Origin of the sequence: Pseudoduganella sp. SL102, from assembly GCF_027856995.1 — a bacterium.
In the GTDB taxonomy this organism is placed as follows: Bacteria; Pseudomonadota; Gammaproteobacteria; order Burkholderiales; family Burkholderiaceae_D; genus Rugamonas; species Rugamonas albidiflava.
The window spans coordinates 1,275,771-1,297,016 of sequence record NZ_CP115554.1 but is presented as its reverse complement, the minus strand read 5'-3'; the positions used below and the strand labels follow the sequence as shown (position 1 = coordinate 1,297,016).

11 protein-coding genes, 4 tRNA genes and 4 rRNA genes are annotated in these 21,246 nt (G+C 58.8%); 6 read left to right on the top strand and 13 right to left on the bottom strand.

Annotated features, from left to right (window positions below):
- Positions 1-116: 116 nt before the first annotated feature.
- From OU994_RS05470 to OU994_RS05450, 5 genes are all read right to left on the bottom strand, one after another.
- A tRNA-Ala gene (locus tag OU994_RS05470) sits at positions 117-192 on the bottom strand.
- A 24-nt stretch (positions 193-216) separates the two neighbouring features.
- Positions 217-293: transfer RNA gene (locus tag OU994_RS05465), tRNA-Ile, on the bottom strand.
- 107 nt (positions 294-400) lie between these two features.
- Positions 401-1,931 (bottom strand): 16S ribosomal RNA (locus tag OU994_RS05460).
- Positions 1,932-2,334: 403 nt separating this feature from the next.
- Entirely contained in the window at positions 2,335-4,758 is a 2,424-nt protein-coding gene (locus OU994_RS05455; protein ID WP_281609939.1) for a penicillin acylase family protein, read from the bottom strand.
- Positions 4,759-4,926: 168 nt separating this feature from the next.
- Positions 4,927-7,254 (bottom strand): penicillin acylase family protein, encoded by a 2,328-nt coding sequence (locus OU994_RS05450; RefSeq protein WP_281609938.1) that lies wholly within the window; start codon positions 7,252-7,254, stop codon positions 4,927-4,929.
- A gap of 264 nt (positions 7,255-7,518) precedes the next feature.
- On the opposite strand from OU994_RS05450, the gene OU994_RS05445 reads away from it, so the two are divergent.
- Positions 7,519-7,827 (top strand): hypothetical protein, encoded by a 309-nt coding sequence (locus OU994_RS05445; protein ID WP_281609937.1) that lies wholly within the window; start codon positions 7,519-7,521, stop codon positions 7,825-7,827.
- A gap of 184 nt (positions 7,828-8,011) precedes the next feature.
- Here the strand turns inward: OU994_RS05445 and rrf are convergent.
- From rrf to OU994_RS05415, 6 genes are all read right to left on the bottom strand, one after another.
- Positions 8,012-8,124 (bottom strand): 5S ribosomal RNA (rrf, locus tag OU994_RS05440).
- A 131-nt stretch (positions 8,125-8,255) separates the two neighbouring features.
- Positions 8,256-11,132: ribosomal RNA gene (locus tag OU994_RS05435) — 23S ribosomal RNA — on the bottom strand.
- Positions 11,133-11,336: 204 nt separating this feature from the next.
- Positions 11,337-11,412 (bottom strand) — tRNA-Ala (locus tag OU994_RS05430).
- A 24-nt stretch (positions 11,413-11,436) separates the two neighbouring features.
- Positions 11,437-11,513 (bottom strand) — tRNA-Ile (locus OU994_RS05425).
- A 95-nt stretch (positions 11,514-11,608) separates the two neighbouring features.
- A 16S ribosomal RNA gene (locus OU994_RS05420) occupies positions 11,609-13,139 on the bottom strand.
- Together the 16S, 23S and 5S rRNA genes with 2 tRNA genes alongside form the textbook arrangement of a ribosomal RNA operon.
- A gap of 366 nt (positions 13,140-13,505) precedes the next feature.
- Positions 13,506-14,282, bottom strand: a complete 777-nt coding sequence (locus OU994_RS05415) for an enoyl-CoA hydratase (RefSeq protein WP_281609936.1) — start codon at positions 14,280-14,282, stop codon at positions 13,506-13,508.
- 81 nt (positions 14,283-14,363) lie between these two features.
- Between OU994_RS05415 and OU994_RS05410 the strand changes: the two genes are divergently transcribed.
- Positions 14,364-15,635, top strand: a complete 1,272-nt coding sequence (locus tag OU994_RS05410) for an MFS transporter (protein WP_281609935.1) — start codon at positions 14,364-14,366, stop codon at positions 15,633-15,635.
- A 51-nt stretch (positions 15,636-15,686) separates the two neighbouring features.
- Positions 15,687-16,124, top strand: a complete 438-nt coding sequence (locus OU994_RS05405) for a universal stress protein (protein ID WP_131147810.1) — start codon at positions 15,687-15,689, stop codon at positions 16,122-16,124.
- 5 nt (positions 16,125-16,129) lie between these two features.
- On the opposite strand, the gene OU994_RS05400 is transcribed toward OU994_RS05405, so the two are convergent.
- Positions 16,130-17,374, bottom strand: a complete 1,245-nt coding sequence (locus tag OU994_RS05400) for a murein transglycosylase A (RefSeq protein ID WP_281609934.1) — start codon at positions 17,372-17,374, stop codon at positions 16,130-16,132.
- 169 nt (positions 17,375-17,543) lie between these two features.
- Positions 17,544-17,918 carry a Co2+/Mg2+ efflux protein ApaG gene (gene apaG / locus OU994_RS05395; protein WP_131147812.1) on the bottom strand — a complete coding sequence of 125 codons (375 nt, stop codon included), beginning with the start codon at positions 17,916-17,918 and terminating at the stop codon, positions 17,544-17,546.
- A gap of 178 nt (positions 17,919-18,096) precedes the next feature.
- Here apaG and rpe point away from each other — a divergent pair, with 178 nt between their 5' ends.
- The 3 genes from rpe to trpE all read left to right on the top strand — a co-directional run bounded on the left by rpe (position 18,097) and on the right by trpE (position 21,246).
- The gene (gene rpe, locus OU994_RS05390; RefSeq protein ID WP_131147813.1) at positions 18,097-18,762 is read left to right on the top strand and encodes a ribulose-phosphate 3-epimerase; all 666 of its coding nucleotides are present in this window, start codon (positions 18,097-18,099) and stop codon (positions 18,760-18,762) included.
- A 2-nt stretch (positions 18,763-18,764) separates the two neighbouring features.
- Entirely contained in the window at positions 18,765-19,472 is a 708-nt protein-coding gene (locus tag OU994_RS05385; RefSeq protein WP_281609933.1) for a phosphoglycolate phosphatase, read from the top strand.
- A 277-nt stretch (positions 19,473-19,749) separates the two neighbouring features.
- Complete coding sequence (trpE, locus tag OU994_RS05380; protein ID WP_281609932.1) at positions 19,750-21,246, top strand: anthranilate synthase component I; 1,497 nt, start codon at positions 19,750-19,752, stop codon at positions 21,244-21,246.

Sequence of the window (21,246 nt, the reverse complement as noted above, 5' to 3'; positions counted from 1 at the left end):
TATTCATTGCTGAATACGCTTAATAAAACTTTACTTCTTCCAGATTGTTAAAGAACGAAACAGCAGTGATCTCTAAAAGATCAAACCTAAATCTGACGACTTACGTTTGGACTTTTTGGTGGAGGATGACGGGATCGAACCGACGACCCCCTGCTTGCAAAGCAGGTGCTCTCCCAGCTGAGCTAATCCCCCAGGGAATTACATGCGCTTGATACTTGGTGGGTCTGGTTGGGCTCGAACCAACGACCCCCGCGTTATCAACACGGTGCTCTAACCAGCTGAGCTACAGACCCGCGTCGTTGATACTTGCGTACCTAGCGGTGCTACTGTTTCTTCTTCATTCGACAGTCGATAAGTGTGAGCGTTTGATGCACGACCTTGCGGTCAGTGCCGACTCTAGAAAGGAGGTGATCCAGCCGCACCTTCCGATACGGCTACCTTGTTACGACTTCACCCCAGTCACGAATCCTACCGTGGTAAGCGCCCTCCTTGCGGTTAAGCTACCTACTTCTGGTAAAACCCGCTCCCATGGTGTGACGGGCGGTGTGTACAAGACCCGGGAACGTATTCACCGCGACATGCTGATCCGCGATTACTAGCGATTCCAACTTCATGCAGTCGAGTTGCAGACTACAATCCGGACTACGATACACTTTCTGGGATTAGCTCCCCCTCGCGGGTTGGCGGCCCTCTGTATGTACCATTGTATGACGTGTGAAGCCCTACCCATAAGGGCCATGAGGACTTGACGTCATCCCCACCTTCCTCCGGTTTGTCACCGGCAGTCTCATTAGAGTGCCCTTTCGTAGCAACTAATGACAAGGGTTGCGCTCGTTGCGGGACTTAACCCAACATCTCACGACACGAGCTGACGACAGCCATGCAGCACCTGTGTTCAGGTTCCCTTTCGGGCACCCTCAGATCTCTCCAAGGTTCCTGACATGTCAAGGGTAGGTAAGGTTTTTCGCGTTGCATCGAATTAATCCACATCATCCACCGCTTGTGCGGGTCCCCGTCAATTCCTTTGAGTTTTAATCTTGCGACCGTACTCCCCAGGCGGTCTACTTCACGCGTTAGCTGCGTTACTAAGTCAATTAAGACCCAACAACTAGTAGACATCGTTTAGGGCGTGGACTACCAGGGTATCTAATCCTGTTTGCTCCCCACGCTTTCGTGCATGAGCGTCAGTCTTGACCCAGGGGGCTGCCTTCGCCATCGGTGTTCCTCCACATCTCTACGCATTTCACTGCTACACGTGGAATTCTACCCCCCTCTGCCAAACTCTAGCCTTGCAGTCTCCATCGCCATTCCCAGGTTAAGCCCGGGGATTTCACGACAGACTTACAAAACCGCCTGCGCACGCTTTACGCCCAGTAATTCCGATTAACGCTTGCACCCTACGTATTACCGCGGCTGCTGGCACGTAGTTAGCCGGTGCTTATTCTTCAGGTACCGTCATGAGGCACGGATATTAGCCGTACCCTTTTCTTCCCTGACAAAAGAGCTTTACAACCCGAAGGCCTTCTTCACTCACGCGGCATTGCTGGATCAGGGTTGCCCCCATTGTCCAAAATTCCCCACTGCTGCCTCCCGTAGGAGTCTGGACCGTGTCTCAGTTCCAGTGTGGCTGGTCGTCCTCTCAGACCAGCTACTGATCGTCGCCTTGGTGAGCCTTTACCTCACCAACTAGCTAATCAGATATCGGCCGCTCCAGGAGCACAAGGCCTTGCGGTCCCCTGCTTTCATCCTTGGATCGTATGCGGTATTAGCGTAACTTTCGCTACGTTATCCCCCACTCTTGGGCACGTTCCGATATATTACTCACCCGTTCGCCACTCGCCACCAGGCCGAAGCCCGTGCTGCCGTTCGACTTGCATGTGTAAAGCATGCCGCCAGCGTTCAATCTGAGCCAGGATCAAACTCTTCAGTTTAATCTCTGTTTTTCCGATATTGCTATCGGAGGTCATCTACTCAAGAATACTGACGAATCATCCGAAGATGATTACGTTTATTTCTTGTGCAGACGTTTGTTGCTATATTTTGAGCATTCCAGACCGAAGTCCGGGAGGCACATCACATCAAACGCCCACACTTATCGACTGTTGATTGTTAAAGAATTCTGCCCAAGCATTTCAACTTCGGGCTTGCTGCGGATTCGTGAACTTTCGTTCCATCCGGCGACAAATCGTTGTGTTTGTCAGCAGCAGAGAGGCAAGATTATCGGGTGTTTCGTGCGATTCGTCAAGCTTCTTTTTCTTTCGCTTCGCTTTCACTTGCGTTACAGCGTTGCGGCAGGGACAGAACTATAGCAAGCGCCGCCTGGCTCTGCAAGGCCTATTTGTCTGACACCGTCGATCGTTGCACGTTCCCATCCGCGAGGATCTGCTCCTGCGTGAACGGCAGCGGCACCAGCCGCTTTGAACCATACAGGGGCAGCTGGTCCGCGTAGTACGGCGACGCGGGATCGGTCGACTGTCCGTAAGCCAGCATTCCCCGCGCGACAGGGCCGTGGTCATCGAAGCCGACCAGTTGAACGTAGCTGGTACCCCATGCCACGCCGCGATACCCCTCTTCGGTCAACGAAGATTTTGTATGCAGGGCATTGAGGACACCGTCCACGTCGCCGATGCCGCCGTGGATCGGATACCGCCCCCCGTTGCGGACGTCCGTCTGGTATTCCCCGAGTGGCGCGTCGAGCGGTATGCCCATTTCGCCCAGCCGCGCCGCGGTTGCGCGCAACATGGCAAGCAGCGGCGGGAATGCTGTCGGCGCAATGCCCCTGGGCGTGTTCACCGGATCTGCCGGGTCGAATGGCACGGCCCATGAAGCAGACAGGAACGCAGGCGACTCCGACGCCTGCAGCCAGAATTCGCGGAACAGGATCGCGCCCCTGCTTTCAGCGTCGACTTTCCGATCCCAGGCAGCCAGCGCCGCGCAAGCGCCGGCAAGCATTTGATCCGCCGTGCCGCCGCATGCGGCAAGCAGGTCGGGCAGGACGAGCTCCGCGGCATGGACGCGGTTGGAAAAGAGCAGCGCCTGCAGGTCGTCCATGCTCAACCGGCCGCTTTCCTCCAGCCGCTGGTCCAGCTCGACGAATGCCAGCCGGGTACGCAGGTGCTGCGGTACGCCGACCGGCCCGTACAGCGGCGAGTAACCGCTGCCTGGCCCGGTCAGCAACTGGCGGCTGTTGGTGAGCCAATAGCTGTCGTTCGAATTCGATACATAATCGCGGCGCATCAGCACCGGCGCACTGGCGCTGCCGAAAATGCCCGGCGGCGCACCCGAATCCTGCCCCCAGTGGCAATGGCTGCGGGAACCGTCGAACATCAGCAATGGAGCGAACAGCAGGCAATCCGGCGCGAACTTTTCCGGCACGACGTGGGGGACGACACTATAGTCCGCGTACAGCGTGTCGCCGTGCCGGTCGGCGGCAACGGTATTCACCCAGGGCAGCCCCATGCGGCCTAGTGCGGCCCGCAAGGCGGCGGTGTTCCGCGCCTTGCCCATTGCGATCCATTGATCGACAAGGCGAGTGTTATGGCGGTTGGGGTCCGCGAGCACGACTATCGCATTACCGCCCAAGGGCAGTCCCCCTGCCGCCATCTCCATGCCGAACGGCGTTTCGCGGAATATCTTGCGTTTCGTGCGCAGCGTGCCGTCCGCCTGCAGGGACTGTACCTCCACGACCCGTTCCGAGATTGACTGTGGAATACCATCCACGAGGTAGGTCATGCCGGTGGGATCGCTGCTGTCCAGCTGGAGGCGGAACGTGGTGAAATGCGCGGCTTTCGTTACCGTATGGGTCCATGCCACATCCTTGTTGAAGCCGATGACGACGATCGGAATGCCGCCCAGGCTCACGCCCATCACGTCATAGACGCCGGGCACGGTTAGGTGTACCTGGTAAAAACGGTCCGTGTTGAACCATGGATAGTGCGGATTGGCCAGCAACATTCCTCGCCCATCCACGCTGGTCTCCGCGCCGAGGGCAATGGCGTTACTGCCAAGGCCATGGGCCGTCCAGGTCGGCGCGCGCACATCGCCGCCCATGGTGCCCCGCGGTTCGTCACGGGCCGCGGCAAGGATTTCGGTGGCGAACAACTGCCCGCTGGCGTGCAGCGCCTTTTCCGCGATCATCAGGTAGACATCGTCCACCGTGATCGGCTTGACCCACGCCGCGCCGCGGCAGGCGGCGGGCAGCTTGCCCGCGTGTTCGCGCACGTAGCTGTTATAGCCTGCGACGTAACCGGACAGGAGCGCCCTGGTCTCGGCGCCCCCTCCCGCGTAGCTTGCGCGCAGGCGCGACGGATCGAGGTAGGCCTTGAAGAAGAAGTCGCTGTCTTCGTTGCGCAGGTTGAAGTTGTGCAGGTTGAGGTAGTCGACGACCACGCTGTATTCGCCGTGGACCGAATCGGTGGGCATTGCGTCTCCCCCGAAATAGCGGGATCGTTCGCCGCGCACGGTCAGGAGGCTGTCTGCCAGCATGCAAATATTGTCTTGCGCATAGGCGTAAGCCAGCCCGAAGCCGATCCCCGCGAAGTCGGCCGCCCTGATATGCACGACCCCGTACGAGGTACGCGTCAGTTCCGCGGACGGGCCGGCAGGCGGTACCTGCGCGCTGTCGTTGCCGCCACCGTTGCAAGCCGTGATGACAAACAGCATGACAAACAGCAGCCAGGACAAACCGAGCCGCCGTATCGTCGGCTGCTGCAGGGTCGGCTGCCGTATGGCCGGCTGCAGCATCGTCGGCTGCAGCATTGTCGGCTGCTGCATTGTCGGCTGCTGCATTGTCGATATCCGCATGATAGCCCCCTTGAGATGCAGTCCATCATGGGGGTATAGCCGACAGCGATTTTGATAGCCATCAAATGCGCGCAGGTGACTTCCCGCTTGACTGTCACCTGGCTTTGGGCTTGTGCCGGAGTATCAGCGCTCCGTCAGCACTTGCGAGCGGATGCGCTCGGCCTTGATTTGCCCTTCGGTAAACGGCAGGGTCGGCAAACGCTTCTGGGTGAACAGCGGCAGCTGGTCCGCATAGTGCGCCGACTGGGGATTGACGGACTGGCCGTAGGCGAGCAATCCTTTCGCCACCGGACCACCGTTGTCGAAGCCCACCAGGTGGATATAGCTGGTGCCCCATGCCACGTCCTGGTACCCCTTCGGAGTCAGCGCACCGCGCATTTGCAGCGTGCTGTACGTTCCATCCTCATCACCCTGGCCGCCGTGCAGCGCATGGCGCCGGTTGTTGCGCGTCTCGGTCTGGTAGTCGCCCAGCCGCCCATACAGCGGCACGCCAGCGGCCTGCAGCTTCGCGCTGGCAGTCCGCAGCGCCGCCAGGAGCGCCGGTTCCGCGGCCGGAGCGACGCTGCGCGGGGTGTTGACTGGATCGGCCGGGTCGAACGGAATCGACCAGAGGTTGGGGTTGGTACGGGCGATGTTCCAGAATTCCCGGAACAGTACCGCGCCACGGCTGTCGACGTCCGCCTTCCGGTCCCACCCGGTCAGCGCGGCGCAGGGGGCCAGCAAGCGCAGGTCGAGCGCTTTCGCGCAAGCTCTCAACAGCGCCGGCACCACCAGTTCTCCCGCATAGACACGGTTCTTGAACATCAGGTCCTGCACATCGTCCATGCGCACGAACTGCTCCTCTTCGAGCATGTTCTCGATCTGCTTGAAGGCGATCCGGGTGCGCAACGACACCGGCGCGCCGGCCTGGCCATACAGTGGCGAATAGCCGAACGGCGCCGGCCCGGTCAACGGCTCGCGGGCATGGGAAAGCCAGTACGAATCGTTCGAGTTACCCACGTAGTCCTGGCGCACGGTGGCCGGCGCGTTGGCCTCGCCGAATACGCCTTCGGGCGCGCCGGCATCCTGCCCCCAGCCGCACTCGCTGCGCGTGCCGTCGAATGCCAGCAGATCGGGCACCAGCAGGCAGGGTGAAAGGAATTTATCGGTCGTCATGTGCGGCACGACGCTGCCGTCGCTGTACAGCGTATTGCCGCGTCGGTCGGCCGCGACGGTATTCACCCACGGCAGACCTTTGACCGCGTGGATCGCGCCCTGGAGCTGATGGACGTCATCGGCCTGGCCCATCTTGAGCCACTGTTCCGTGAGGCGGGTGTTGAGGCGGTTGGCGTCGCCCAGCACAAAGGCGCTGTCGGCCGTCCAGCCGATCCCGGCCTGGGGCAGGACGATCACCGCGCCCTGGTGGCTGAAATAGAACGTGCGCTGCTTGGCCACGACGGAACCGTCCGGCTGGAGCACGTCGACGCTCACCGTCCGCTCCGTCATCTTGCGCGGTGCGCCGTCATAATAATAAGTCGTCCCGGTCGGGTCGGACGGATCGAGGGCCAGGCGGAAGGTCGTGAAATGCTTCGCAGCCGTAACGGTATGCGACCAGGCAACATTGCGGTTGAAACCGATGGCAACGATTGGCAATCCACCCAGGCTCACGCCCATCGCATCGTAGCGGCCCGGAACGGTCAGGTGGATCTGGTAGAAGCGGTCCGTGCTGGACCAAGGATAGTGCGGATTGCCAAGCAGGATACCCTTGCCGTTTGCGCTCGCTTCACTACCGATGGCCAGCGCATTGCTGCCGACACCAGCCGGGATACCGGTCGGCATCGACGTCACGGCTTTCGGCATGGTCTTCGCCAGGGTTACCGGCTCTTCGGGATCACGCGAGGCGCCCACGATCGCCGCCGCAAACGCTTCGCCACTCGCATGCAATGCCTTCTCGGCAATCATCAGATAAACATCGTCGACCGTGATCGGTTTTACCCAGGCGGCATTCTTGCAGGCCTTTGGCAGGCTGCTCCGCTTATCCTTGAGATAACGGTTATATCCGTCGGTAAAACCAGCCAGCAATTCACGCACGTCCGCTGAGCCGGCCGCATAACCGGCGCGCAGCTGGTCAAGGTCGAGATACCCCTTGAAGAAAAAATCACTTTGTTCATTCGGCAGTTTGAAGAATAAATCGAGCCCTGCACCATATTCGCCATTCTGCGGGCTGGTGGCATGCGCGGTACCGCCAAAGTAACGCGAGCGCTCGCCGCGCACGGTCAGCACCGTATCCGCCAGCATGCAGACATTATCCTCGGCATAGGCATAGGCGGCGCCATATCCCAGGCTGCGGTAGTCGGTTGCCTTGACGTGGACGACGCCTCGCGTTGTCCGTGTGACTTCGGTACGGATTGCGGCCGAGGCATAGTCGGAAACGACCAGGGCAGTCAGCAGCGAAAGAGCAGTGAGCTTCATGGAACCTCCGGATATCGTTATTAGAAATTTGTATTGGGAGGATATCAGCGTGTTAGGCAGACCACATGAGGCGGCTTGCAAATAAATATTTTTCGCGCAACATCAAGCCGGCACGTTTTTGTATGATCTAATTGTCGATCCGCCTGCGAATTTGAATATCCGATGACTCGTTTCACATAAGAAACTGGGACTAGTTTCTATTCGGGAATTATTCAATAATATAGGAAATTATAGTTGCGTGGATGCTCTCGAATATGCGGCAATATGGGACAAAACGTCCCTGTCGCGTGGCCGGAAAGGGTCTTTTTCCCCGCGCCCTTTAGATCGGACGTGATCCAATGCCAGCTGTCGTTCGTTGAGCTTGCAGTCCGTGGCAACGCCTTGCGCGCTGCCGATTCCAGCTACAACATGCGCTGGATCCGATCGCCCGGAACGGAAAAAGCCGGGCGGCACGCGCTGATGGGCTATTGCGCTGATTGCGGCGGCGAGGTCGGGCCGAGCCCGGCGAAGCGCAGATTCGGGACCTGGCGCAAAGTCCCGCAGCGCATTACAAAATATGAAGCACAAAAGTAAAAAACCCCGCCAGCGCACGCTAGCGGGGTTTTTCTATATAACAGCCTGACGAGCGACGTCGGCAGTGCCCGGCGGAGCAAAAAGACTCGCGCCCCCTATCCAAGTCTGCAATGTAATACAAAGCATGCATTCCAAAAGCAAAAAACCCCGCCAGCACACGCTAGCGGGGTTTTTCTATGTAACAGCCTGACGATAACCTACTTTCACACTGGTTGCAGCACTATCATCGGCGCAAAGTCGTTTCACGGTCCTGTTCGGGATGGGAAGGGGTGGGACCGACTTGCTATGGTCATCAGGCATGACTTGTATGCAGCGCCATCCCCTATAGGGCAACGTCACTGCTCAATCCGGAAGAAGTAAAGCGAGGGTAACTCTCATCACAGAGTAAATGCGAGGAATCATCATTGATTCATAACCGTCAAGGTTATAGGGACAAGCCGTACGGGCAATTAGTATCAGTTAGCTTAATGCATTACTGCACTTCCACACCTGACCTATCAACGTCCTGGTCTCGAACGACCCTTCAAGGAGCTCAAGGCTCCGGGAAATCTCATCTCAAGGCAAGTTTCCCGCTTAGATGCTTTCAGCGGTTATCTCTTCCGAACTTAGCTACCCGGCAATGCCACTGGCGTGACAACCGGTACACCAGAGGTTCGTCCACTCCGGTCCTCTCGTACTAGGAGCAGCCCCCTTCAAATTTCCAACGCCCACGGCAGATAGGGACCAAACTGTCTCACGACGTTTTAAACCCAGCTCACGTACCACTTTAAATGGCGAACAGCCATACCCTTGGGACCGGCTACAGCCCCAGGATGTGATGAGCCGACATCGAGGTGCCAAACTCCCCCGTCGATATGAACTCTTGGGAGGAATCAGCCTGTTATCCCCAGAGTACCTTTTATCCGTTGAGCGATGGCCCTTCCATACAGAACCACCGGATCACTATGTCCTACTTTCGTACCTGCTCGACTTGTCGGTCTCGCAGTTAAGCACGCTTATGCCATTGCACTATTAGCACGATGTCCGACCGTACCTAGCGTACCTTCGAACTCCTCCGTTACACTTTAGGAGGAGACCGCCCCAGTCAAACTGCCTACCATGCACTGTCCCCGATCCGGATAACGGACCAAGGTTAGAACCTCAAACAAACCAGGGTGGTATTTCAAGGTTGGCTCCACGAGAACTGGCGTCCCCGCTTCAAAGCCTCCCACCTATCCTACACAGATTGGTTCAAAGTCCAATGCAAAGCTACAGTAAAGGTTCATGGGGTCTTTCCGTCTAGCCGCGGGTAGATTGCATCATCACAAACACTTCAACTTCGCTGAGTCTCGGGAGGAGACAGTGTGGCCATCGTTACGCCATTCGTGCAGGTCGGAACTTACCCGACAAGGAATTTCGCTACCTTAGGACCGTTATAGTTACGGCCGCCGTTTTACTGGGACTTCAATCAAGAGCTTGCACCCCATCATTTAATCCTCCAGCACCGGGCAGGCGTCACACCCTATACGTCCACTTTCGTGTTTGCAGAGTGCTGTGTTTTTATTAAACAGTCGCAGCCACCATTTTATTGCAACCCTGTCACCCTTCTGCAGTAAAGCAGTCAAGCTACTGGGGCGTACCTTTTCCCGAAGTTACGGTACCAATTTGCCGAGTTCCTTCTCCCGAGTTCTCTCAAGCGCCTTAGAATACTCATCTCGCCCACCTGTGTCGGTTTGCGGTACGGTCTCGTATGACTGAAGCTTAGAGGCTTTTCTTGGAACCACTTCCGATTGCTTCGCACCACATGGGCGCTCGTCCCAGTCCCTTGAATTATGTGCCCGGATTTGCCTAAGCACCTTCTATGAACCAGAAACTGACTATTCCAACAGTCAGACAACCTTCCGCGATCCGTCCCCCCATCGCATCATACGACGGTGCAGGAATATTAACCTGCTTCCCATCAGCTACGCATCTCTGCCTCGCCTTAGGGGCCGACTCACCCTGCTCCGATGAACGTTGAACAGGAAACCTTGGGCTTACGGCGTGCGGGCTTTTCACCCGCATTATCGCTACTCATGTCAGCATTCGCACTTCTGATACCTCCAGCATCCTTTACAAGACACCTTCGCAGGCTTACAGAACGCTCTCCTACCATATGCATAAATGCATATCCGCAGCTTCGGTGACTGGCTTAGCCCCGTTACATCTTCCGCGCAGGACGACTCGATCAGTGAGCTATTACGCTTTCTTTAAATGATGGCTGCTTCTAAGCCAACATCCTGACTGTTTTAGCCTTCCCACTTCGTTTTCCACTTAGCCAATCTTTGGGACCTTAGCTGGCGGTCTGGGTTGTTTCCCTCTTGACACCGGACGTTAGCACCCGATGTCTGTCTCCCAAGCTCGCACTCATCGGTATTCGGAGTTTGCAATGGTTTGGTAAGTCGCGATGACCCCCTAGCCATAACAGTGCTCTACCCCCGATGGTGATACTTGAGGCACTACCTAAATAGTTTTCGGAGAGAACCAGCTATTTCCAAGTTTGTTTAGCCTTTCACCCCTATCCACAGCTCATCCCCTAATTTTTCAACATTAGTGGGTTCGGTCCTCCAGTGCGTGTTACCGCACCTTCAACCTGGCCATGGATAGATCACTTGGTTTCGGGTCTACACCCAGCAACTAGCGCCCTGTTCGGACTCGATTTCTCTGCGGCTCCCCTATTCGGTTAACCTCGCTACTGAATGTAAGTCGCTGACCCATTATACAAAAGGTACGCCGTCACGGAACAAGTCCGCTCCGACTGTTTGTATGCACACGGTTTCAGGATCTATTTCACTCCCCTCCCGGGGTTCTTTTCGCCTTTCCCTCACGGTACTGGTTCACTATCGGTCGATTACGAGTATTTAGCCTTGGAGGATGGTCCCCCCATATTCAGACAGGATTTCTCGTGTCCCGCCCTACTTGTCGCATACTTAGTACCACCGGTCTGGTTTCGCGTACGGGGCTATCACCCACTATGGCGCCTATTTCCAGAGGCTTCCACTACCAGTCCGACTATCATATGCAGGCTCTTCCCATTTCGCTCGCCACTACTTTGGGAATCTCGGTTGATTTCTTTTCCTGCAGCTACTTAGATGTTTCAGTTCGCCGCGTTCGCTTCACACACCTATGTATTCAGTGAGTGATGACCTATAAGGCCGGGTTTCCCCATTCGGAAATCTTCGGATCAATGCTCGTTTGTCAGCTCCCCGAAGCTTATCGCAGACTTCTACGTCCTTCATCGCCTGTAATCGCCAAGGCATCCACCATGTGCACTTATTCACTTGTCCCTATAACCTTGACGGCTATAGCTTCAAGCATTTACTACTGTGTTTGATGAGTTTTTGTATGCGTTCCTTTCGGAACACTACCCTAAGTGTATTCATTGCTGAATACGCTTAATAAAACTTTACTTCTTCCAGATTGTTAAAGAACGAAACAGCAGTGATCTCTAAAAGATCAAACCTAAATCTGACGACTTACGTTTGGACTTTTGGTGGAGGATGACGGGATCGAACCGACGACCCCCTGCTTGCAAAGCAGGTGCTCTCCCAGCTGAGCTAATCCCCCAGGGAATTACATGCGCTTGATACGTGGTGGGTCTGGTTGGGCTCGAACCAACGACCCCCGCGTTATCAACACGGTGCTCTAACCAGCTGAGCTACAGACCCGCATTCATACTAGCGGTGCTACTGTTTCTTCTTCATTCGACAGTCGATAAGTGTGAGCGTTTGATGCACGACCTTGCGGTCAGTGCCGACTCTAGAAAGGAGGTGATCCAGCCGCACCTTCCGATACGGCTACCTTGTTACGACTTCACCCCAGTCACGAATCCTACCGTGGTAAGCGCCCTCCTTGCGGTTAAGCTACCTACTTCTGGTAAAACCCGCTCCCATGGTGTGACGGGCGGTGTGTACAAGACCCGGGAACGTATTCACCGCGACATGCTGATCCGCGATTACTAGCGATTCCAACTTCATGCAGTCGAGTTGCAGACTACAATCCGGACTACGATACACTTTCTGGGATTAGCTCCCCTCGCGGGTTGGCGGCCCTCTGTATGTACCATTGTATGACGTGTGAAGCCCTACCCATAAGGGCCATGAGGACTTGACGTCATCCCCACCTTCCTCCGGTTTGTCACCGGCAGTCTCATTAGAGTGCCCTTTCGTAGCAACTAATGACAAGGGTTGCGCTCGTTGCGGGACTTAACCCAACATCTCACGACACGAGCTGACGACAGCCATGCAGCACCTGTGTTCAGGTTCCCTTTCGGGCACTCCCGGATCTCTCCAGGATTCCTGACATGTCAAGGGTAGGTAAGGTTTTTCGCGTTGCATCGAATTAATCCACATCATCCACCGCTTGTGCGGGTCCCCGTCAATTCCTTTGAGTTTTAATCTTGCGACCGTACTCCCCAGGCGGTCTACTTCACGCGTTAGCTGCGTTACTAAGTCAATTAAGACCCAACAACTAGTAGACATCGTTTAGGGCGTGGACTACCAGGGTATCTAATCCTGTTTGCTCCCCACGCTTTCGTGCATGAGCGTCAGTCTTGACCCAGGGGGCTGCCTTCGCCATCGGTGTTCCTCCACATCTCTACGCATTTCACTGCTACACGTGGAATTCTACCCCCCTCTGCCCAAACTCTAGCCTTGCAGTCTCCATCGCCATTCCCAGGTTAAGCCCGGGGATTTCACGACAGACTTACAAAACCGCCTGCGCACGCTTTACGCCCAGTAATTCCGATTAACGCTTGCACCCTACGTATTACCGCGGCTGCTGGCACGTAGTTAGCCGGTGCTTATTCTTCAGGTACCGTCATGAGGCACGGATATTAGCCGTACCCTTTTCTTCCCTGACAAAAGAGCTTTACAACCCGAAGGCCTTCTTCACTCACGCGGCATTGCTGGATCAGGGTTGCCCCCATTGTCCAAAATTCCCCACTGCTGCCTCCCGTAGGAGTCTGGACCGTGTCTCAGTTCCAGTGTGGCTGGTCGTCCTCTCAGACCAGCTACTGATCGTCGCCTTGGTGAGCCTTTACCTCACCAACTAGCTAATCAGATATCGGCCGCTCCAGGAGCACAAGGCCTTGCGGTCCCCTGCTTTCATCCTTGGATCGTATGCGGTATTAGCGTAACTTTCGCTACGTTATCCCCCACTCTTGGGCACGTTCCGATATATTACTCACCCGTTCGCCACTCGCCGCCAGGCCGAAGCCCGCGCTGCCGTTCGACTTGCATGTGTAAAGCATGCCGCCAGCGTTCAATCTGAGCCAGGATCAAACTCTTCAGTTTAATCTCTGTTTTTCCGATACTGCTATCGGAGGTCATCTACTCAAGAATACTGACGAATCATCCGAAGATGATTACGTTTATTTCTTGTGCAGACGTTTGTTGCTATATTTTGAGCTTCAGGACCGAAGTCCTGGGCACATCACATCAAACGCCCACACTTATCGACTGTTGATTGTTAAAGAATTCTTCGCTTTTCAGCGGTGCCGCTTATCGGGATCAACCCTTGACAAATCGTTGTGTTTGTCAGCAGCAGAGAAGCGAGATTATCGGGTGTTTCGTGCGATTCGTCAAGCTTCTCATCCACTCACATCAACTTGCTTGTTTCACTTTCGTGACAGCTGCGTTGCTGCGAGGGACAGAACTATATCAAAGCCCGTCGAAGTTTGGCAAGCGCTTTTCGAGGAAGGCATGCATGCCTTCGCGCTGGGCCGGCGTACCGAACGCGGCGTGGAACATCCGGCGTTCATAGCGCACCCCTTCCGTCAGCGGTACTTCATAGGCGACGTTGACGGCTTCCTTGATCTGCATGGCGACCGACAGCGGCATCGCGGCGATCGTCCCCGCTGCGGCCAGCGCCTCCTCGATCAGCTTGTCCGCCGGGACCACGCGCGACACCAATCCGGTGCGCTCGGCTTCCGCCGCATCGATGGTGCGCGCCGTCAGCAGCATGTCCATCGCCTTTGCCTTGCCAATTGCCCGCGGCAGGCGCTGGGTGGCGCCGGCGCCGGGCGTGACGCCGATCTTGATTTCCGGCTGGCCGAACTTCGCGGTATCCGCCGCGATCACGAAATCGCACATCATCGCCAGTTCGCAGCCGCCACCCAGGGCATAGCCGGCCACTGCGCCGATGACCGGCGTGCGAACCTTGAGGATGTGCTCCCAGTTGCGGGTAATGTAGTTGTCTCGGTAGGTATCCTGGTAGGTGTAGTCGATCATCGCCGGAATGTCGGCGCCTGCTGCGAAGGCCTTCTCGCTGCCGGTCAGCACGATGCAGCCGATCTGCGGATCCTTGTCGAAGCCGGCGAACGCCTCGCCCAGCTCGTTCATCATGCGGTCGTTCAGCGCGTTCAGTGCCTTGGGCCGATTCAGGCGGATCAGGGCCACCTTGCCATGGACTTCGACGATCAGGTCTTCATATTGCATGCTTGTCTCCGGGACGGTTGGATCGGCCGATTGTAGCGTCATCGGCCCGTCACTGTTAATCGTTGTATGATCCGCCGACCGATGCCGCTCCCCTTCTTTTCTTCCATCGCCGAACGCTGGCGCAGCGATGCGCTCCTGTCCAGTACCGACTTCCGCCGCTACTGGGCCAGCATGGTACTGACGAGCTTTGGCTCGCAGGTCGGCACCCTTGCGCTGCCACTGTGCGCCGTTTTGCTGCTCCATGCGACGCCGGCGCAGATGGGCGTGCTGACCGCATGCCAGGCGATACCGTTCGCGATCTTCGCATTGCCTGCCGGCGTGCTGCTGGACCGCAGCCGCAAACTGCCGATCCTGCTGGGCAGCAAGGCGGCACAGGGAATCTCGCTGGCGTCGATCCCCGTGGCATGGTGGTTCGACCTGCTGGGCATGCCGTGGCTGTATGCGGTGGCGGCGGTCCAGGGCGCCTGCAATGTGATCGGCGGGGGCGCGGAACAGATCTTCCTCACGCTGCTCGTCGGCCGCGACCGGATGGTCGAGGCGCAGTCCCGCTTCGCCAGCACGGACAGCATTTCGCGACTGCTGGCACCCGGCCTCGCCGGCATCCTGATCCAGTGGCTGACGGCACCGGTGGCGATCATCGCCAACGCGGCCACGTTCTTCATCTCGGTATGGAATATCGGGCGCGTGAAGATGCGCGAAGCGGTGCCGCCGCCCAGCGAGCGCCACCCGCTGCACGACGTGCGCGCCGGCTTCTCGTTCATCTGGCACCAGCCGCTGCTGCGCGCGCTGGCCTGGGTGGCCGGCGCCTGGCACGTCCTGTTCTATGGGTATTCGGCGCTGCTCGTGCTGTTCGCCACGCGCGAACTGGGCATGAGCGCCGGCATGCTGGGTACGGCGCAGATGTTCGGCGGAATCGGCGTGTTCGCCAGTTCGCTGCTGCTGCGGCCCCTGAACCGCCGCTTCGGCGCTGGCATCACGATCGTGATCGGCACGGCATCCATGGCGCTCGGCTTCGTGCTGATGCCGCTGATTCCCCGCGACCTGTTCGGCAGCGCGAACTACAGCGCGGCGGCCTATGCGCTGCTCATGCTGTTCTTCGACCTGGGGGCCATGCTGTTCTTCATCCCCTACCAGGCGTTGCGCCAGAAAGTCACGCCGGACGAGATGCTGGGGCGGATGATCTCCACGATGCGCTTCCTGACGGTGGCGGTAGCGCCACTGGGCGCGCTGGTGGCCGGCTATGCGGGCGACCACCTCGGCGTGCGCCCGGCACTCTACTGTATCGCCGTGGGCGGCGTGCTGCTCGCGGTGGGTGCGGCAACCTCGAATCCGATCCGAAGCGTGCGCCCCTGATGCCGCCGCGCCCCTACACTGAGGCATTGCCAACTTTGCAAGGGGACCGTTATGTTCAAGACCATCCTGTTACCGACCGATGGATCGGAACTGGCCGTGAAAGCCACCGAAGCCGCGATCCGCTTCGCCCAGGTGCATGGCGCGCGCATCGTCTCGGTTTGCGTCGCCCAGCCATTCCCGTTCGTGCCGGCAACTGACAATGCGGTCGTGCCGGACGCCGACGTGTTTGAAACCCAGATCGCCGCGACCGCCAAGGCCCATATCAACAAGATCGAGATCGCATGCGCCACCGCCGGCGTGCCGTTCGAGGGCATCGTGGTCAGCTCCCACACGCCCTACAAGGAAATCGTGGCCGCCGCCGAGAAGTACAACTGTGACATCATCCTGATGGCCTCGCACGGCCGCTCGGGCTTGAGCAAGCTGTTCCTCGGCAGCGAAACGCAAAAGGTGCTGGCGCACACCACGCTGCCGGTACTGGTCCTGCGCTGATCCTCTCAGCGGGTCGGACGCGGCAGCAACACCCACACCTGGCCGCGCTGCTTCATCCGCCCCGCATTCTCGGCCGCCTCGGTGCCGAAACCAAAGAAGAAGTCGACCCGGATCGCGCCGCGGATGGCGCCGCCGGTATCCTGCGCCATCACCAGCCGCTGCAGCGGAATCTCGCTGGCGGCGTGCGTGGTTGACAGGTACAGCGGCACACCGGAAGGAATCTGCGTGGTATCCACCGCCACCGAACGCTGCGGCGTGAGCGGCACGCCCAGCGATCCCTTCGGCCCCACGTTCGGGTCCGGCAGCTTCTCTTCCTTGAAGAACACGTAGCTGGGATTCACATTCAACAGTTCCTGCCTGCGCGTGGGATGGCCGGCGATCCACGCCTTGATGCCTTGCGCGGACGCCTGCTCGGACGTCAGTTCGCCCTGCTCGATCAGCCACTTGCCGATCGATTTATACGGGTGGCCATTCTGGTCCGCATAAGCCACGCGCACCGTTTCCCCGCTGTCGAGCTGCACCCGCCCGGAGCCTTGCACCTCGAGGAAGAACGCTTCCACCGGATCTTCGACCCACAGCAATTCCTTGCCGCTGAAATCGGCACGGGCGATTTCCTCGCGGCTCGCATAGGGCACCACTTTCCTGCCCTGCAACCGGCCGCGCAGCCGCTTGCCCTTCAGTTCCGGGTAAACGCCGGCAAGGTCGATCGTCAGCATATCGTCCGGCACCTTATATAAAGGCGTCTGGTACGGACCGCCCTGCTTGCGGGCACCACGCAACAAGGGCTCGTAGTAGCCGGTGACCAGGCCGCTGTCCGATCCATCCGGTGCGATCACGCGGTGCGGCACCAGGAAGGTTTCAAAGAACAGCCGCACGGCGCGCCCATCGCCGGCGTTGACGGTACGCGCGATCGAGCACGCTTCCTTCCAGTCCGCGCGCTTGCCGATCACGGAGCACGACGACTGGAAGGCGGGCCAGGCCGCGCGGAGGTCGTCGCGCGACCAGCCCGGCAGGTCGGCGAACGTGCCGGGCACGAAGGCGGTCTTGGCAGGCTGTGCTGGCGGCTGGGCCGGCTCCGGCTGAGGTACCGGCTGAGGTACCGGCTGCGGTACCGGCTGAGGTGCCGGCTGGGGCACCGGAGCCTGCTGCTGCGGGGGCTGCACTGCGCAACCGGCGAGCACGACTGCCGATACGGCGATGCAGCTCAGCGCCTGGATGTTACGGGGTAGACTACGGGGTACGAAAAACATGGAGGCGATATGTGGATTCTGATGGTCGAGGCATTGGTCGCGCTGTTCCTGCTGGTGTTCATCGTCTGGTGGACGATGCCCGGCAAGAAAAAGACGCCGCCGGCCAGGCGGCCGGACCAGCCTGAATGATGCGATTGTAGATCAGTGCCGCCGGTTCAATGCACCCGGTTCAATGCAGCGTATGCGGAAGCGACAGCACGAACTCCGGAATCTTCACTTCGAACTGGTGGCCATCCTCGGCCACGCAGAAATACTCGCCGACCATCGAGCCCTGCGGCGTCTGCAGCGCCGTGCCGCTCGTGTATTCGAACTGTTCGCCCGGCTGCAGCAGCGGCTGGTGACCCACCACGCCAAGGCCGCGCACTTCCTGCTTGTGGTTATTGGCGTCGGTGATGATCCAGTGGCGCGAGATCAGCTGCGCCGCGACCGTCCCGGTGTTCTTGATCGTGATCGAGTAGGTAAACACGAAGTTGGTGCGTTCGGGGTCGGACTGCTCGGGCAGGAACTGCGTCCTGACCGACACGGCGAATTCATATTGGGCCATCGGGGATTCCTTTGTTGCTCGGCAAACATGCCGAAAATTCAAATGTAGCGTTTCACTAATATAGTTTCACATTGCACCGCAAATCCCGCACACATGCAAGGTGCACTCCGCAGAATACGGGGCGGCAGCGTAAAATAGCGGCTGATTTTTTGCCTATTCCCTTTTGCCAGCCCCTGTCATGACAACTTTCCGCATCGCCCCCAGCATCCTGTCCGCCGACTTCGCCCGCCTGGGCGAGGAAGTGAAGAACGTCGTTGCCGCCGGCGCCGACATCATCCACTTCGACGTGATGGACAATCACTATGTGCCGAACCTCACGATCGGCCCGCTGGTCTGCCAGGCGATCCGCCCGCATGTACAGGTACCGATCGACGTACACCTGATGGTCAAGCCGGTCGATCGCATCATCCCGGACTTCGCCAAGGCCGGCGCGAACATCATTACCTTCCACCCGGAAGCTTCCGAGCACATCGACCGTTCGCTGCAGCTGATCCGCGACCACGGCTGCAAGGCCGGCCTGGTGTTCAACCCGGCCACGCCGCTGTCCTACCTGGAACACGTGATGGACAAGGTGGACATGATCCTGATCATGTCCGTGAACCCGGGCTTCGGCGGCCAGTCCTTCATTCCGCAGGCACTGAAGAAGATCGAAGAGGCGCGCCGCCTGATCGACGAATCGGGCCGCGACATCCTGCTCGAAGTCGATGGCGGCATCAAGATCGACAATATCGCCGCCGCGGCGAAAGCCGGTGCGGACACGTTCGTGGCCGGCTCGGCGATCTTCGGCCAGCCGGACTACAAGGCGGTCATCGACGCAATGCGCACCCAGCTGGCGACGGTATGAGCATGACGGCGGCAGTCCACCCCCTGGCCGGCGTGCGCGCCGCCATCATCGACCTGGACGGCACGATGCTCGACACCGTGCCGGACTTCCACGTGGCCATCAACCGCATGCGCGAGGAGCTGGGCCTGGAAGCCATCACGGCCGAGCAGATCAAGAACATGGTCGGCAAGGGCTCGGAAAACCTGATCCGCAGCGTGCTGTCGCTCGATCATGACGACGCCGCCGTCGAACAGCACTTCGCCGCGGCGATGGATGCGTACCAGCGGCACTACCTGGCCATCAACGGCCACCACAGCACGCTGTACCCGGACGTGGCCGCCGGCCTGACGGAGCTGAAGGATGCCGGCATCCGCCTCGCCTGCGTGACCAACAAGCCGCTCGCGTTCGCCTTGCCGCTGCTGAAGCTGAAGGAACTCGACGGCTATTTCGAGGTGATCTACGGCGGCGACTCGTTCGAGAAGAAAAAGCCCGATCCGCTGCCGCTGGTGAAAGCCTGCGAATACTTCGGCCTGCCACCGCACCAGGTGGTGGCGATCGGCGACTCGTCGAACGATGCGCAGGCGGCCCGCGCGGCCGGTTGCCCGGTGCTGACCGTGCCTTATGGTTATAACCACGGGGAGTCTATACACGAGACGGATTCGGATGGTATAGTGGAAACGCTGCTGCATGCTGCACAGTTAATCAACGCGCACAACCAGCCAACTCAATAACAGCCGAATTGATCAGCCAGATCAATCGGCTGCAACTTAAAACCGAACGCTCGTCAAACGATGTTTCTCAACAAAAGACACAACGTTACTCACCAGGGATCGATCGAGGCCTGGCTGTGGCGACGCTGGCAATCCTGGGCAAACTAAGCCACGTTGATTGCTGCCGTCGGAGACTTCGCGCGACTACCCACCTTTTCGCTCTCTCCCGGCAGGTTTTTTGAACCTCACCGCCACCACCACACCCAAAATGGGTTCGCGTGGCGGGTTGGAGAGAACCATGACCGAACTCGAATTCAAATCGCTGGCCACGCAAGGCTACAACCGTATCCCCCTGATCGCGGAAGCATTCGCCGACCTGGAAACGCCGCTGTCGCTGTACCTGAAGCTGGCGCAGAGCCAGAACAACGGCAAGAACACCTTCCTGCTGGAGTCCGTGGTCGGTGGCGAGCGCTTCGGCCGCTACTCGTTCATCGGCCTGCCGGCGAAGACGCTGCTGCGCACCACCGGCAGCCGTACCGAGATCGTCAAGGGCGGCGAAGTCGTCGAAACCTTCGATGGCAATCCTCTCGAATTCATCGAGCAGTACCAGGCCCGCTTCAAGGTCGCGCTGCGCCCCGGCATGCCCCGCTTCGTCGGCGGCCTGGCCGGCTACTTCGGCTACGACACCGTACGCTTCATCGAGAAGAAGCTGGCCAACAACGCGCAGAAGGACGACCTGGGCCTGCCCGACATCCAGCTGATGGTGACCGAGGAACTGGCCGTCATCGACAATCTCTCCGGCAAGCTGTACCTGATCGTGTATGCCGATACCACGCAGCCGGAATCGTTCTCGAAGGCGCGCGTGCGGCTGAAGGAACTGAAGGCGCTGCTGCGCCGCGGTGTCGATGCGCCTGTCACGTCGTCGTCGGTGCGCACCGAGGCGATCCGCGACTTCGACAAGGAATCGTACCTGGCCGCCGTGGCCAAGGCGAAGGAATACGTGATGGCCGGCGACCTGATGCAGGTGCAGATCGGCCAGCGCATCCGCAAGCCCTACGTGGATTCGCCGCTCACGCTGTACCGCGCGCTGCGTTCGCTGAACCCGTCGCCGTACATGTACTTCTATAACTTCGGCGACATGCAGATCGTCGGCGCGTCGCCGGAAATCCTGGTGCGGAACGAAACGCTCCCGGATGGCGAGAAAAAAGTCACGCTGCGCCCGATCGCCGGTACCCGCCCGCGCGGCGCCACGCCGGAAAAGGATGCGCAGCTGGCCGAGGAACTGCTGGCCGATCCGAAGGAAATCGCCGAGCACGTGATGCTGATCGACCTGGCCCGCAACGACCTGGGCCGCATTTCCGAGATCGGCAGCGTGAAGGTCACGGACAAGATGGTGATCGAAAAGTATTCGCATGTGCAGCACATCGTCTCGAACGTGGAGGGCAGGCTGAAGTCCGGCATGTCGAACCTGGACGTGCTGCGCGCCACCTTCCCGGCCGGCACGCTGACCGGCGCGCCGAAGGTGCGCGCGATGGAAGTGATCGACGAACTGGAAATCTCCAAGCGCGGCATCTACGGCGGCGCCTGCGGCTACCTGTCGTTCGGCGGCGAAATGGACGTGGCGATCGCGATCCGCACCGGCGTGATCAAGGATGGCATGCTGTACGTGCAGGCCGCCGCGGGCATCGTCGCCGACTCGGTGCCCGAGATGGAATGGCTGGAAACAGAGAACAAGGCGCGCGCCGTGCTGCGCGCCGCCGAACAAGTGCAAGATGGCCTGGATGGGGAGTTCTGA